At 60.9% G+C, this 14,587-nt stretch carries 15 protein-coding genes; 12 read left to right on the top strand and 3 right to left on the bottom strand.

From position 1 onward, the window contains the following. The first annotated feature begins 205 nt into the window (after positions 1–205). The 8 genes from ilvB to IAE77_RS14695 all read left to right on the top strand — a co-directional run bounded on the left by ilvB (position 206) and on the right by IAE77_RS14695 (position 8,363). Positions 206–1,933, top strand: a complete 1,728-nt coding sequence (gene ilvB / locus IAE77_RS14730; RefSeq protein WP_294227731.1) for a biosynthetic-type acetolactate synthase large subunit — start codon at positions 206–208, stop codon at positions 1,931–1,933. A 46-nt stretch (positions 1,934–1,979) separates the two neighbouring features. Further along, the gene (locus tag IAE77_RS14725) at positions 1,980–2,276 is read left to right on the top strand and encodes a type II toxin-antitoxin system RelE/ParE family toxin (protein WP_294227729.1); all 297 of its coding nucleotides are present in this window, start codon (positions 1,980–1,982) and stop codon (positions 2,274–2,276) included. Then, positions 2,273–2,518: a hypothetical protein gene (locus IAE77_RS14720; RefSeq protein ID WP_294227727.1), complete on the top strand. Its 246-nt coding sequence runs from the start codon at positions 2,273–2,275 to the stop codon at positions 2,516–2,518. The genes IAE77_RS14725 and IAE77_RS14720 overlap by 4 nt, the downstream gene beginning before the upstream one ends. Continuing rightward, the gene (locus tag IAE77_RS14715) at positions 2,515–3,342 is read left to right on the top strand and encodes a site-specific DNA-methyltransferase (protein ID WP_294227725.1); all 828 of its coding nucleotides are present in this window, start codon (positions 2,515–2,517) and stop codon (positions 3,340–3,342) included. Before IAE77_RS14720 ends, IAE77_RS14715 begins: the two co-directional genes overlap by 4 nt. A 55-nt stretch (positions 3,343–3,397) precedes the next feature. Next, positions 3,398–3,943: an acetolactate synthase small subunit gene (ilvN, locus tag IAE77_RS14710; RefSeq protein WP_294227723.1), complete on the top strand. Its 546-nt coding sequence runs from the start codon at positions 3,398–3,400 to the stop codon at positions 3,941–3,943. A gap of 111 nt (positions 3,944–4,054) precedes the next feature. Beyond that, positions 4,055–5,350, top strand: a complete 1,296-nt coding sequence (locus tag IAE77_RS14705) for a glycosyltransferase family 4 protein (RefSeq protein ID WP_294227721.1) — start codon at positions 4,055–4,057, stop codon at positions 5,348–5,350. A gap of 35 nt (positions 5,351–5,385) precedes the next feature. Continuing rightward, positions 5,386–5,799, top strand: coding sequence for a Minf_1886 family protein (locus IAE77_RS14700; RefSeq protein ID WP_294227718.1), 414 nt, complete (start codon positions 5,386–5,388; stop codon positions 5,797–5,799). Next, positions 5,796–8,363 carry a pitrilysin family protein gene (locus tag IAE77_RS14695; protein WP_294227717.1) on the top strand — a complete coding sequence of 856 codons (2,568 nt, stop codon included), beginning with the start codon at positions 5,796–5,798 and terminating at the stop codon, positions 8,361–8,363. The genes IAE77_RS14700 and IAE77_RS14695 overlap by 4 nt, the downstream gene beginning before the upstream one ends. Here IAE77_RS14695 and IAE77_RS14690 read toward each other — a convergent pair. Next, positions 8,335–8,535, bottom strand: coding sequence for a hypothetical protein (locus tag IAE77_RS14690; RefSeq protein ID WP_294227715.1), 201 nt, complete (start codon positions 8,533–8,535; stop codon positions 8,335–8,337). The genes IAE77_RS14695 and IAE77_RS14690 overlap by 29 nt on opposite strands. A 291-nt stretch (positions 8,536–8,826) precedes the next feature. Between IAE77_RS14690 and IAE77_RS14685 the strand changes: the two genes are divergently transcribed. Beyond that, positions 8,827–9,306 carry a peptidylprolyl isomerase gene (locus IAE77_RS14685; protein ID WP_345780984.1) on the top strand — a complete coding sequence of 160 codons (480 nt, stop codon included), beginning with the start codon at positions 8,827–8,829 and terminating at the stop codon, positions 9,304–9,306. Between the two features lie 74 nt (positions 9,307–9,380). Here IAE77_RS14685 and IAE77_RS14680 read toward each other — a convergent pair whose 3' ends face one another. Beyond that, positions 9,381–10,247: a PIG-L family deacetylase gene (locus tag IAE77_RS14680; RefSeq protein WP_294227711.1), complete on the bottom strand. Its 867-nt coding sequence runs from the start codon at positions 10,245–10,247 to the stop codon at positions 9,381–9,383. A gap of 111 nt (positions 10,248–10,358) precedes the next feature. On the opposite strand from IAE77_RS14680, the gene IAE77_RS14675 reads away from it, so the two are divergent. The 3 genes from IAE77_RS14675 to IAE77_RS14665 all read left to right on the top strand — a co-directional run bounded on the left by IAE77_RS14675 (position 10,359) and on the right by IAE77_RS14665 (position 14,017). Beyond that, positions 10,359–10,811 carry a GatB/YqeY domain-containing protein gene (locus tag IAE77_RS14675; protein WP_294227710.1) on the top strand — a complete coding sequence of 151 codons (453 nt, stop codon included), beginning with the start codon at positions 10,359–10,361 and terminating at the stop codon, positions 10,809–10,811. An 82-nt stretch (positions 10,812–10,893) separates the two neighbouring features. Further along, positions 10,894–11,559 (top strand): 2-C-methyl-D-erythritol 4-phosphate cytidylyltransferase, encoded by a 666-nt coding sequence (gene ispD, locus IAE77_RS14670; RefSeq protein WP_294227709.1) that lies wholly within the window; start codon positions 10,894–10,896, stop codon positions 11,557–11,559. Between the two features lie 7 nt (positions 11,560–11,566). Then, positions 11,567–14,017: an MFS transporter gene (locus IAE77_RS14665; protein ID WP_294227707.1), complete on the top strand. Its 2,451-nt coding sequence runs from the start codon at positions 11,567–11,569 to the stop codon at positions 14,015–14,017. Positions 14,018–14,032: 15 nt separating this feature from the next. On the opposite strand, the gene IAE77_RS14660 is transcribed toward IAE77_RS14665, so the two are convergent. Next, entirely contained in the window at positions 14,033–14,257 is a 225-nt protein-coding gene (locus IAE77_RS14660; protein WP_294227705.1) for a hypothetical protein, read from the bottom strand. Between the last annotated feature and the right edge of the window lie 330 nt (positions 14,258–14,587).

Below are 14,587 nucleotides of genomic sequence, written 5' to 3'. Positions count from 1 at the left end.
CGCGGACGGCGTTTTATCGAAAGTGGCGCCTATTTTGTCCATCGAAGCGCCGAGAATGGTTGTTTGGGGTCAAAAACAGGCGTTTTCAGGCCATCCAATCCATTGAAGGTGGTCAAGTGGGCCAAAAAAGGCCTGTTTTTGATTGCGATTTTCCAATTCAACCGCACTTTTGCCACTGAAATCGCAATTTTCACCCCAAAAGCTCATGAACCCACCCAAAATGGACGGCGCTCAAGCCCTCATCAAAACCCTCGCCGATCTCGGCGTCGAATACGTCTTCGGTTATTCCGGTGGCGCGGCCATCCCGATCTTTGACGCCCTCCAGACCGTGAAGACGGACATGAAGTTCATCCTCGTCCGCCACGAGCAGGGCGCGGTCCACATGGCGGATGGTTACGCCCGCGCCACGGGCAAGCCGGCCGTCGTTCTCGTCACCTCCGGCCCCGGCGCTGGCAATACCGTCACCGGCATCATGACCGCACAGATGGACAGCGTCCCGATGATCATCCTCTGCGGCCAGCAGGTCACCTGGATGCTCGGGAAGGACGCCTTCCAGGAGGCGGACATCTTTAATATCACCAGCCCGGTCGTGAAGCATAACTTCCTGGTGAAGAGCTCGAACGCCCTGCCGCGCATCGCCCGTGAGGCCTACCACATCGCCACCACCGGCCGCCCCGGCCCGGTGCTGATCGACATCCCGAAGGACATCAGCCAGGGAGCCTTCACCGGCACCTTTGACGAGCCGATGGACCTGCCTGGTTACCATCCCGAGGACAACTTCAAGATCGACCAGTCCCGCATCAAGGAGGCCGCCAGCCTCATCGCCGCGGCGAAGCGTCCAGTCATTCTCGCCGGTCAGGGCGCGATGATCGCCCGCGCCGACAAGGAACTGCTCACGCTGGCGGAAACGCTCGGCTGCCCGGTCACGACCACGCTGCTGGGCAAGGGTGTCTTCCCGGAAACGCACCCGCTTTCGCTCGGCATGCTCGGCATGCACGGCACCGCGTATGCGAACAAGGCGATATGCGAAGCCGATCTCATCTTCAATGTCGGCTCCCGCTTCGATGACCGCATCATTGGCAAGCCGCACATGTTTGGCCGCAACGCGAAGCTCATCCACATCGACATCGATGCGGCGGAGTTCAACAAGATGATCAAAGTGGACGTCACGATCAAAGGCGACGCGAAAGCCGCGCTCAGCGATCTACTCCCGCACGTCGAAAAACTGCCCACCGAAGACTGGCTGGCCCATCTCGACGGCTACAAGAAGAAATTCCCGCTCACTTACAAGAAGCAGGGCGGCCTGCGCATGCAGCAGGTCATCGACGAACTCTACACGCTCACGAAGGGCAAGGCCATCGTCACCACCGACGTCGGCCAGCACCAGATGTGGGCCGCGCAGTTCTACAAGAACGACGAAAGCTACCACTGGCTCAGCTCCGGCGGCGCCGGCACGATGGGCTTCGGCTTCCCCGCAGCCATCGGTGCTCAGCTCGCCTGCCCGGACAAGCTCGTCGTGGCTATCGCCGGCGACGGCGGCTTCCAGATGACTTTGTTTGAACTCGCCACCGCCGCGATTCACAAGCTGCCCATCAAGATCCTCATCCTCAACAACAGCTACCTCGGCATGGTCCGTCAGTGGCAGGAGTTGTTCTTTGAGAACCGCGAAAGCGGCGTCGATCTCATCGGCAACCCGGACTTCGTGAAGCTCGGCGAAGCCTACGGCATCAAAGGCTGGCACATCCGCCGCCCCGCCGATGTCGAGCGCATCCTGCAGCAGGCCCTCGATTACAACGACGGCCCCTGCATCATCGAAGCCGAGTGCATCAAGGCCGAGAACGTCTTCCCGATGATCCCCGCCGGGGCTGCTCTCGAAGACATGATCCTCGAAGCGCCGAAGCACAAAATGGAAAAACCCACCGGTTCGACCTAACCCGTAGCCCGGACTTTCGAGTCCGGGTTCAATGAGACCGCGCCTCATGCCCTTCAAGCTCATCTACGACAAGGAAGCACGCGATGACTTGAAGGAACTCAAGCCTCACGAGGCAGTCACCATCCTCAAAACCATCGAACTCCAGCTCAGTCACCACCCGGCAGCCGAAACCAACTCACGCAAACTCCTCCGCCCCAATCCCTTCTTCACCTGGGAACTGCGCATCCAGCCATTCCGGGTGTTCTACCAAGTCGATGAAGCCTCCGAGGAGGTTCGCATTCAGCGAATCGGGTGCAAAATCCACAATGACGTTTACCTTCGCGGAGAAAAAATCGAGCTATGAAGACCATTGCCGTGCCCAGCCCCACTGAAACCGAAGTCGCCTGGTTTGCCGCCGCCGCTGAGGGCGCGGTCTGCATCCAGCTCGGCAATGGCCAGCAGTTCGTGCTAGAGCCGCGCGACACTGATTTCGAGCGCGAAGTCGAAAGCCTGCGGAGCAACGACCGCTTCATGGAAACCATCAACCGGCGTTCCAGTGAAACCTTCACCCATGAGGAAATGCTCAGGGAGTTTGGTCTCACATGAAGCTGAACCGCATCATCCACGGCGACGTCCTCGCCGAGTTGAAAAAGCTCCCCACAGCCTGCGCGCAGTCCATCATCGCCGATCCGCCTTACTTCAATGTTCTCGAAGATGAAGCCTGGGACACCCAATGGAAAACAGCCGCCCACTACCTCGCCTGGTGCGAGAAGTGGGTCGGCCAGGCCATGCGCGTCCTTCGCGAGGACGGCCTGTGCTTCATCTTCGGCCAGTTAGGCAAGCGCGAGCACACCTTCCTCCACCTCATGTCCCGCCTCAGTCAGAAGCACCAGTTTCACGATCTCATCATCTGGGATCGTGTGGTGGGCTATGATGAGCGGCGTGACAGCTTCACCCCGCAGTATGAGATGGTCCTCGTCCTGCGGAAAGGGGAGAAGCCCAAGTTCATCAAGGACGCCGTCCGCATCCCCTACGACGAGGCGACGATCACCAAGTATCTGCGCGATCCGCGCTACAAGGACAAGAAGGCCCGCAAAGCCCATCTCGAAGCCGGAAAGTTCGCCACCAACATCCTCCGCATCCCCAGTTTGAAAGGGAACTCGAAGGAAAAGTGCGGCCATCCCTCGCAGAAGCCCGTCAATCTCATCGAGAAACTCATTCTTTGCGCCACCGACAAGGGGGACCTCGTCGTCGATCCCTTCCTCGGCTCCGGCACGACCGCCGCCGCCGCGGAGAAGCTCCAGCGCAAGTGGTTGGGCATCGAGAAGGATTCAAACTACCTCAAGATCGCCCGCAGACGGCTCAAAGCCCCGCGTCCGGCAAAAACACCAGTTGCCGTTAAAGTTAAAAAGACCCGCAAAGCCTCCTAGCCCGGCCTTTCTCCAAATCATAAGTCAAAAATCGTAAATCATAAGTAGCACCCCCATGAGCGACAAAATCCCCGCCACCACCAACAAAAAGCCCTCGCCGCAGGCTGACATCATCAACATCCATACGCTGAGCGTCATGGTGAACAACCAGCCCGGCGTCCTCGGCCGCATCTGCGCGGTGTTCAGCCGCCGTGGCTTCAACATCGAGTCCCTGGTCGTCTCCCAGACGCGTGATCCGCGCTTCAGCCGCATGACCATCGGCATCAGCGGCCACCCCGAGGGCCTGCACCAGATCATCATGCAGGTGAACAAGCTCATCGACGTGATCCACTGCACCGAGCACACCGACCGCGACGCCGTGGCCAAGGAGCTGGTGCTCATCAAGGTCGCCGCCGGTCCGGAACAGCGCACCGAGATCCTGCAGATCGTCGAGCACTACGCCGGCAAGACCGTGGACCTCCAGGAGGACAGCCTCATCGCCATGATCTCCGGCAACACCGACAAGCTGGACGCCGCTGTGCGCCTGCTGGGCAAGTTCGACATCATCGAAACCGTCCGCACCGGCAAAGTCGTGATGGCTCGTGGTCTGACCGAGACGTAAGAACCCATGGCGAATGCCGAATGACGAATGCCCCTGGCGGGCGACGCCTTGACATTCATTCGTCATTTTGAATTCGTCATTCGTCATTTCCCGTCCCCGACAGCCCTCTCAATGAGAATTCTCCACCTCACCCCAGGCACCGGCAATTTCCACTGCGGAAGCTGCCTGCGTGACCATGCGCTGATCAAGGCCCTGCGTGTACGAGGCCACGACGCGCTGATGGCGCCGCTTTATCTGCCGCTGGTGACGGATCGCGAGTTCGGAGCGCAGGAGCTGGGCGTGCAGATCGGCGGCATCTCGCTGTTTTTGCAGCAGAAGTTCCCGTGGTTTCACAAGCTGCCCAGATTCATCCACCGCTGGCTGAACACGCCCGACCATCTGCGCATGGCCGCCAAACGCATGGGCATGACCAGCCCGAAGGTGCTGGGGGAGATGACGCTCGGCGCACTGCTCGGCACGGAAGGCCGCCAGTGGGGCGAATGGCACAAGCTCATCGACTGGATTCGAGCCGAGAAGAAGATCGACGTGATCTCCTTTTCCAACAGCCTGCTTTCCGGTCTGGCGCCGGCGATTGAAAAGGAGCTAGGCATTCCCGTGGTGTGCTCATTGCAAGGCGAGGACAGCTTCCTCGACACGCTGCCCGAGCCTTATCGCGAGCAGTGCTGGGAGGCGATGAAACGCAACGCCCGCAGCGTCCGCCATTTCATCGCGCCGAGCCAGTTCTACGCCGATCACATGCGTCAGCGTCTGCATGCCACCGAAGAGCAGATGAAGGTCATCCCGAATGGCATCGACGCCACCGCCTTCACCACCGCCTCGGCCGATCCGAACTGGCCCACGATCGGCTACTTCGCCCGGATGATTCACGGCAAGGGTCTGACCACGCTGGTCGATGCGTTCATCGATCTGGCGAAGCGGAACACCATCCCGCGCCTCAAGCTGCGCATTGGCGGCTCCAAGACAGCGGCTGATGACAAATACGTGGCCGGACTTCAGGAGAAGATCGCCGCCGCCGGGCTCACCAATCGCGTCGAGTGGCGTCCGAACCTGTCCTTCAAGGACAAGGTGCATTTTTTCCATGATCTGACCGTCTTCTCCGTGCCTGCGACTTATGGTGAGGCCTTTGGTCTTTACGTGATCGAGGCCGCCGCCAGTGGGGTGCCGTTCGTGCAGCCGGATCATGCCGCGTTTCCAGAGCTCCTCCTGGCCACGGAGGGCGGCATCCTGTGCAGGCCGGATGATCCCAAGGCGCTCGCAGACGCGCTGGAATCCCTTCTTCAAGACGACGTGGCCCGGGAGAAAATGGCCCGCGTCGCCACGGCAAGAGTCCGGCAGGAATTCACCTCCACCCGCATGGCGGAGCGCTTCGAGGCCCTGCTGCTCGGAGCCACTGCCCGCGCCGCATGAGCCACCCGTCGGAACCAGCAGACCCCAGCCCGCCCATGACTTCGATCAGTTTCGGTGATGCCGTCAGACGCTCGGTTCAGAACGATCCGCGCTACCACCCGGCTGCCTATGAGCTGGTGCGCGACGCGTTGCACATCGCCGCGAAGAAATTCCGCGAGGAAAACGCCGACGACCAGCATGTGAGCGGCCAGGAGCTGCTCGAAGGCTTCCGTGACCACGTGCTGTCGGAGTTCGGCCCGATGTCCTCCCTCATTCTCGATCAATGGGGCCTGCAACGCGGCGAGGACGTGGGCAACATCGTGTATAACCTCATCAGCGTCGGCTACTTCGGCAAGAACGACGGCGACAGCATTGAGGACTTTGCCGGCGGCTACGACTTCGCGACCGCCTTCAGCGAGCCTTTTCTTCCCACCTCCGCCCGCACAGGCAAAGGAGCCCCATCCTCATGAAAAAAACTCTCCGTTCTGGTGCCGCGCGCTCCAGGCTCCTCTCCCTCCCATCTCCTGACGCCCGCGTCACCACGCTGCCGAACGGCCTGGAGGTGATCATCCGTGAAGACCACGCGCATCCGCTGGTCAGCGTGCAGGTGTGGATCAAGGCGGGCAGTTTGCAGGAGCAGCAGCACACAGGCGCCGGCATCGCCCATTGTGTGGAGCACATGCTCTTCAAAGGCACCGCCAAACGTGACGCGGCGCAGATTTCGCAGGGCATCCAGGCGCTCGGAGGCTACGTGAACGCCTACACGTCCTTCAACCGCACGGTTTACTGGATCGATGGCCTCGCCGAACACGCCGACGGCTATCTCGACATCCTGGCGGACATGATCCGCCACTCGAAGCTGGATGCGGATGAACTCGACCGCGAAAAAGACGTCATCCGTCGCGAGATGGCCATGGGGAATGATGACCCGGGCGACACCATCCAGCATCTCATCCAGGGCACGGTTTTCCGGCAGCATCCGCTGCGTCATCCGATCATCGGGCATCGTGAGGTCTTCGATCAAATCACCCGCGCTGATGTGGCCGGCTTCGTGCAGCGCCACTACGTGCCGAACAACGCCTTCATCGTCATCGCCGGCGCGGTGGACACCCAGGCCGTGCTGGAAAGTGTGAACCGCCTGTTTGGCGACTGGAAACGACGCGCGTTCGATCCAGCGCTGCTTCCGGACGAGCCACGGCAGCAGGGCACCCGTTTTGCCGCAAAGAACTTCACCACCGACCTCACACGCGTCGCGTTCGCCTGGCAGGTCCCTGGAGAAACACATCCCGACAAGCCCGCGCTCGACGTTCTCGGCTTCCTGCTCGGTTCCGGCCGCAGTTCGCGGTTGTATCAGGAGCTGCGCGAGAAAAAAGCGCTCGCCCACTGGGTCTGGTCCGGCGCGTGGTGCGCAGCGGAGTGCGGCCTGTTCACCGTCGAGGCTGAATGCAATCCTGCCGACACCGTCGCGCTGCGTGCAGGCATGAATGAAGTGATCGCCAAGATGTGCAAAAGCGGTCCGGGGCACGCCGAGCTCGAAAAAGCCGTCCGCGCCACGCTCAGCAGCCAGGTGCGCACCTTGAGCACCGTGAAAGGCCAGGCCAGCTCCATCGGCAACGGCTGGCTGCTCTCCGGTTCGCTCGACTATCAGAGCCAGTTCCTCGCGGCCATCAGTTCACTCACACCGGAGGCCGTTCGTGACGTCGCGAGGCTCTATCTGCTGCCAGAGTCCGTCAACACCGTCCTCGTCGGCCCGGATGTCGAGACTGCCAGGGCTGCCGCCGGTGGCGGCCACGCCGCGCAGGCCGACATCCAGCATTTCAAGCTCAAGAACGGCCTCACCCTCATCGTGGGCGAGAACTCGCGCCTGCCGCTCATCAGCGTGCGTGCCAATTTCCTCGCGGGTGTGCCTGCGGAGACGGATTTCACCGCCGGCGTCACGCAAATCGCCGCTCACATGCTGCTCAAGGGCACCAAGAAGCGGAATGCTGCCGCCATCGCCTCCGAACTCGAGAACCGCGGCGGCCAGCTCGCGTGCAGCGCGGACGCGCATCGCTTCTTCCTCGGTGCCGATGTGATGGTCGGTGACGAGGATGTCGCTCTCGATCTCCTTTCAGACCTCATTTTGAATCCCTCTCTGCCGCAGACCAGCCTCGCGGATGTGAAGAAGCGCCAGATCGCCAGCATTCTGGAGGAAAAGGAAGACCCGCTCACCGTTGCGATGCGCAAGGCACGGCGCGAGATCTTCGCCGGCCAGCCCTTCCACCGCACGGCGCTCGGCAACGAGGAAACCGTCACGAAGCTCAAGCTCAGCGACTGCCGCGACATGATCCGCGCCAGCTTTGCCACGCACAACGGTGTCATCTCCGTGTTCGGAGACGTGAAGGCCGCCGAGGTCAAAAAGCAGGTCGAGAGCGCCTTCGCAAAGCTGCCGAAAGGGCCGCGTCATTCCACGCACAGCCGCACTTACCACGCCAGCGCCAAACCGGGGGCGTGGACGGAGCATCTCGACAAGGAGCAGGCCGTCATCGTCATCGGCTTCCGCACCGTCGGCCTCGAAGAGCCGGATGTGCATGCGCTCAATCTGATCGACGAAGCCTGCAGCGACATGGGCAGCCGTCTCTTCAACCGCATTCGCGAGGAACTCGGTCTCGCCTACTACGTGGGCGCGCAGAACTTCGCCGCGATGGGAGCTGGCGCTTTCTACTTCTACGTCGGCACCGATCCGAAGAAGGCAAAGCTCGCCGAGAAGGAACTCATGGCGCAGATCAACGACCTTGCCGCGAACGGACTGCACGCCGATGAGATCGATCGTGCACGTGTCACGTGGCGCAGTTCGTGGCTGCGCACGCAGCAGGGCAATCCTGCGATGGCGGACGTTCTCGCGTGGAATGAACTCAACGGCCTCGGCTGGGATCACTTCCAAAAGCTGCCCGGCATCATGGCCGGCGTCACCACCAAGGAGATCCAGCGCATCGCGGCGAAGTATTTTGGCGAGAAGAAGGCCTTCACCGTGCGTGTGATGCCAAAATCGTGACCGCAGGCAGGTCCGAAAACTCTTTGGCGAAAAACATCGCAAAAAACTGAAATTCGTCACCGGACTTGGCCCGACGGCTGCTCATGTGAGAGGTGGTTGGGGCGCGAGCTTCACTGACATATTTCCCGGGTTCGCCCGGGGAAACACACAACGAGCTGGAGAGTCGCTTCATGGTTGGGACTCTCTGGTCACCTAAAGGCCCGGAGGGATTTTGGTTGGGTCCCTCCGGGCCGAGTTGTCTTCAGACACCGGCATCCGCGTTTATCGGCAGACCAGCGCTGCGTCCGCGGCGATTTGATCATTGCAAATCAAGACCCCTCGTGGCTGATTCGCCGTTCTCAACCCACCCCAAACCATGAAATCAATCGCACCGACTCTGGCCGCCTTCGCACTGACGTTTGCAGCCCTGACCGGAACAACCCCCGCCCAAACCGTGAGTGATGCCAAACCTGTGAAAGTCGTGATGGAAACCTCCAAAGGAACCATCGAAATCGAGCTCGACGCCGCCAAGGCGCCGATCACCGTCGCCAACTTCGTCAAGTATGTCCGCAAAGGCTTCTACGACGGCGTCATCTTCCACCGCGTGATCCCGGACTTCATGATCCAGGGCGGTGGCTTCACTCCAGACATGCAGCAGAAGGAAACCGACGGAAACATCGAGAACGAAGCCAAGAACGGTCTCAAGAACGTCAAAGGTAGCCTGGCCATGGCACGCACGCCGAATCCACACAGCGCCAGCGCCCAGTTCTTCATCAATCTGAAGGACAACAGTTTCCTCGACTACCCGGGCCAGGACGGCTGGGGCTACTGCGTCTTTGGCAAAGTGACCAAAGGCATGGAAGCTGTCGATGCCATCGCCGCCGTCGCCACCACCACCAAGGCCGGCCATCGCGACGTTCCCGCCGAGCCGGTCACGATCAAGAGCGCCAAGATCGCCGAGTAATCGGCCTGCTCACTGCTTCAAAGTTCAAAATGCCAGCCGGTCGCTCCGGCTGGCATTTTTCATGGTGTGATCGCTCACAGAAACTTCTTCACGCGATTCCGCACATCGTCCTCGAGGCGCTTCACGTAGTTCACGGAGTATTCGATCGGACACAGACTGTCGTCCTTGATCAGCGGCGTCAGATCCATCGCAAAGGTCAGCAGGCTGGTCTTGTCCGTCGTATGGGAGTCAAAATAGGTCGCGTTCGCGTGGCGCAGGCCTTCCTCGGCCAGGTCGTAACGCTTTCCTCCGCTGATCTGCGAATCGAACACGCCCAAAAGGGGCCGCAGCATGTGCGGATGCTTGTCCACCCACAGCATGACCTTGTCATCGCTGAGCAGCCAGTCGAGCTTCCGCCAGACCTCGCAGCCATAGACGGTCTCCGGGCGCTTTTCCGGCGGCAGTTCGCGGATCGCCTCCAGACAGCGCAGAAACGTGGCCACATGCGTGTCGTGCCGGTCGCACGGATTGTGGAGGTACAGGATCTTTGGCTGCGCCTGCTCCAGGATGAATTTCAAATCGGCCACGGCGGGCGCGTGTTTCGGCTTCTTGATGTCATCACTCGGATAGCCGAGCTGGATCATGATGCTGTATTCGCCCACGTAGGCCGCCTTGCGCTGCTCGATGAGGCGCACCTTCTGCATTTCCTCGTCGGTGTAGGTCTCATAGGGCCCTTTGCGCGGGCTGCCGGCCCCATCCGTCACCACCACGCCGCCGAACCACTGGTCTTTGCTGTGAAAACACTCGGTGATGCCATGATACGCGGCGATTTCGAGGTCGTCCTGGTGTGAAACGATGCCCAGATGCGTCACGCGGCGCAGGGCGGTATCCGGGTCGGTCGGGTCGGGGATGTAGAGATCGTGTTTGGGATGGTTGAATTGCACGGCAGGTCGATCATGCACGGGCGCAGATGCGGCGCAAAGGGCAATCCATTCGTTCCTGCCTAACCGGTGGACAACGGCAGCCATCACGCCATGATCGGCACCCAATCCAACCCAAAATCTGTCATTTCCATGAGTTTCGCCGCACGCCTGACTGAAGACATCAAGAATGCCATGAAGGCCAAGGACACTGTGGCCCTCAATGTCGTCCGCAACCTCAAGTCCGCCGTCAAATACGCCGCCATCGAGAAATTCGGCGCTGAAGGCGAACTCGGCGACACAGACGCCCTGGCCGTGGTGCGCAAAGAGATCAAAAAGCTCCAGGATTCCGTGGACGGCGCTGAAAAAGCCGGACGTCCCGAAGCCGTCGAAGCGGCCAAGGCCGAAATCGCCGTGCTGGAGAAGTATCTGCCTGCTGCGATGAGCCAGGACGACCTGGTGAAGCTCGTGGAAGGCGTGATCGCCGAACTGGGCGCCACCTCCAAGAAGGACATGGGCAGCGTGATGAAGGTGCTCCAGGAACGCGTCGCCGGCCGTGCTGACAGCAAGTCCATCTCCACGGAAGTCGCCAAGCGACTCGCCTGACGTCCCGTTCGCGATTCGCAGTTCCCGGTTCGCCGTTGAACTCTGAACAACCGCGAACAGAGAACCGAGAACCGCGAACTCAATGACCACCGCGATCATCGTCGCCGCAGGCAGCAGCAGGCGCATGGGCTTCAACAAGCTCCTGGCCCAACTGGCAGGCGAGCCCGTCCTGCGGCGGACCCTCGGCGCATTTCAAAAGTGCGCGGCCATTGATGAAATCATCGTCGTGGCCGGCGATGCGGTGCGCGCGGAGGTCGAATCCTGGCGCAGTCAGGGCCTCGGCAAGATCGTTTCCATCATCTCCGGCGGGGCCGAACGGCACCTGTCCGTAAATGCCGGCCTTCAGGCGCTGAATCCAGCCTGTGACATCGTCGCCGTACATGACGGGGCTCGTCCGCTGATCTCCGTGGAGCAGATCACCCGCTGTGTCGAAGCCACACGCACGCAGGCAGCCGTCGCCTGTGCCCGTCCGATGACGGAAACGCTCAAACGCTGCGACTCGGACGGCCGCATCACCGATTCGATCGACCGTGCAAACGCCTGGATCATGGAGACTCCGCAGGTCTTCTCACGCGAACTGCTGGTGAGAGCCTACGCGGCCGTGATCCGCGACCATCTGCACGTCACGGACGAAGTCTCCGCCGTGCAGCACCTCGGCGAGCCGGTGTTTGTCATCGAAAACGCCGGCATGAATCCAAAGATCACGTTCCCGGCAGACATCGTGCTGGCGCAACGTTTTGTGGACTGAACGACGCATGCCCGATTCCATCGATCTCGATCATTCGCCACATCTGCCGCGCCGAAACTGGGTTTCCATCGTGCTCGTGCTCGTGGTGCAGGCGCTCAATTCCTTCAGCGACAACTTTGTCAAAATGCTGCTGATCGCGCTGTCGATCATCATTGCCAACGACTCGTGGGTGGGCCGTCACATGGAGCTGTGGCTCGGCGCCATCTTCTCCCTGCCTTACATGCTCTTCGCGCCGTTGGCCGGTTACTGGTCGGATCGATTCTCGAAGCGTAACGTCATCATCTGGATGCAGGTGATGCAGATCATCTGCTTCATCTGGCTGGCGCTGGCGCTCTGGATGCAGCGTGTGCCTGGATCGCTCGAAATCTGCCTCGTCGGTTTCTTCTTTCTCGCCGTGCAGGCCGCGGTGCTCAGTCCGGCAAAGATGGGCGTGATGAAGGAGCTCTCCGGCTCGCGTCGTCTCGGCATGGTCTCCGGCTGGCTTCAGGTCACCATGCTCGCCGGCATTCTCGGCGGCATGTGGGCAGGTGGCATCTGGTATGGCACCGAATATGAAAAGACGCATGACGCGTGGATGTCCGCCCTCTGGCCGCTGATCATCATCAGCCTCTTCGGCATCGGCGAACTCGTGGCCGCCCTGTGCATTCAGAAAACACCGTCGCATCCCGAGGTTCACTGGCGCAAAGGCATGGCGCTGGAGCATTTTGAGAGCCTCAAGATCGTCTTCCGTCGCCGCTCCATCCGCTTGGCAGCACTTGGCGTTACCTACTTCTGGTTCATCTCGAACGCGCTCAGCTTCATCCTCGTCACGCTCACCAAGGAGCTGCATCCCGACACCGGCGGTGGCGATGGACCGATGGAACTGGCCAAAGTCGCCGGCATCCTCGGCATCGGGGTCATCAGCGGCAGCTTTTTCGCCTCGCATGTCAGCAAAAACCGCATCGAGCTCGGTTTGATCCCGTTGGGCGGCTTTGGTCTCGTCGTCGGCCTGCTCTGGTCCGGCCTCGCCTCACTTGGCAGCGCCTGGATGTATGCGGGCATCATTTTCACCGGTGCTGCGGGCGGCTGCTTCATGGTGCCGCTTTACGCCTTTGCGCAGGACAAGGCGGAGAGGCAGGAGAAGGCGCGCATCCACGCCGGCATGAACCTCATGGACTGCCTCGGCACGCTCGTCGCCGTGGCTATCGTCGCGTTGATGAAGTCGCTGGAGTTCAGCGCCTCCACGCAATTTCTGCTCCTTGCCATTCCCACCTTCGGCGCTGCTGTCTATACCATGCGTTTGCTGCCCCAGGACCTCGTGCGCTTTCTCACGCTGGCTGTAGTCCGGCTGATCTACAAGGTGCGGCCATTTCACGATGATCGCGTGCCGAAGACCGGCGGTGTGTTGCTGTTGTCGAATCACGTCAGCTATGTCGATGCGCTAGTCGTCGCCGCCGCCAGCCGTCGTCCGGTGCGCTTCGTCATGTGGGACGTGCTTTACAAGGTGTGGTGGATGAACGGCTTTCTCCGCCTCGTCGGCACCGTGCCGATCTCCCCCACCCGTGCGAAGGACGCCATCCGCTCCGTCGCCACCGCCTTGAAAGAGGGTGAGGTCGTCTGCCTCTTCCCCGAAGGCCAGATCACCCGCCACGGCATGATCAATGAGCTGCGCAAAGGCTTCGAGCTCATGGCACGTCAGGGCGATGCGCAGGTCGTCCCCGTCTATCTCGACGGTCTCTACGGCAGCATCTTCTCATTCCAGGGCGGACGCTTCTTCACCAAGATGCCACGCCATCTGCGCTACCCCGTCAGTGTGCGCTTCGGAACACCGCTCGGAGCCCGTGAAGCTTCAGCAAGTGCCGTGCGTCATGAAATGCTGCGGCTGGGCAGCGAAGCCCTGCTCGCCCGCAAGAGCTGGGAGGACGCGCACGACGACCTTCCCGCCTTTGCCAACGCCTTCCGGCTAAGCGAGGTCGAATGGCATCGTCCTGGCGATGTCTTCCTCAGCCTTGAGCCCGAGGACAGCATCGTCACACGCACCGTGAAGGCGCTCACGCAGATGATTCCGGGCAGCAAATATGTCACCCGTGCCGGCGAAGCCCACTCCTCGCACATCGTCGCCTTTGGCACGCGATACTCACTCTCACAACTCACCGGCAAGGAGCGCCTCGCCTTCAGTCTCGACAGCTCCATGGATGCCCTGCCTTCTGAAGTGAAAGCGCTCCGTGGTTACATCGACCCAACCACAGAAACGCTCCTGTCCGTCGAAGTGCCTGACCCCATTCCTGCCAAAGGTGATGAAGAACCCCAGCACGGTCGCAGAGCCGGATCACTGGGCCGATTGCTTCCCGGCTTCCTCATCGAAAACCTGCCCGATGGCCTTCAAATCAGCGGCTTGCTTCCGAAAGACAACCGCCAAGTGCTGTTGAAGGCGTTTCATCTCGACGAACACGGCTTCATCGTCGCTTCGAACGCGTAGTCACTCTGGGTGAGATCAGGTCTCACTTTCGCCGGCCAGCACCCACGCCTTCGCGATCACATCCTCCCTGACATGGAAGTTCGTCCGTTCACGCGATTCGGAGATCACATGATGAAAATCCAACAGCCCTCGCCTGCCAGCCAGGGCGAGAATGTTGATCGTCCCGGCAACAGGGAGTCCAAAGGACTCAGCCAGCCTCCTTCCGCGCCGTTCATCCATCAGCAGCAACACCTCAGGCATCCGCTCCAGGGCCAAAAGCCGTTCACAAGCAAAAACGGCCCGGATACTCGCGACAGCGTCGTGGAGTGCGGTGGCAGAGGAGCAAGGCGCAGCCATTGCTCCGGCGACACCGCTGTCGGACGCGCGAGAGAATGCTCAAAGGCCAAAGAACACCTTCCGGCCCGCGACAGCGGTGTCGCGCCGAGGCTTGCCACACGCACTCCACGACGCTGACGCGTGAAAAGACTCTGCTTGACGGCATTGTGGCTAGCCTGGGCTAGCCCCAATGCCGTTAAGCAATCCTGGTGACTTCATACTCTGTGGCTGAAGATGTGGAGGTGGGTGAGATCA

The organism is Prosthecobacter sp. (genome assembly GCF_014879935.1).
Classification (GTDB): domain Bacteria; phylum Verrucomicrobiota; class Verrucomicrobiia; order Verrucomicrobiales; family Verrucomicrobiaceae; genus Prosthecobacter.
Note: the sequence above shows the minus strand (reverse complement) of the source record. Positions and strands in the feature narration are given on the sequence as shown.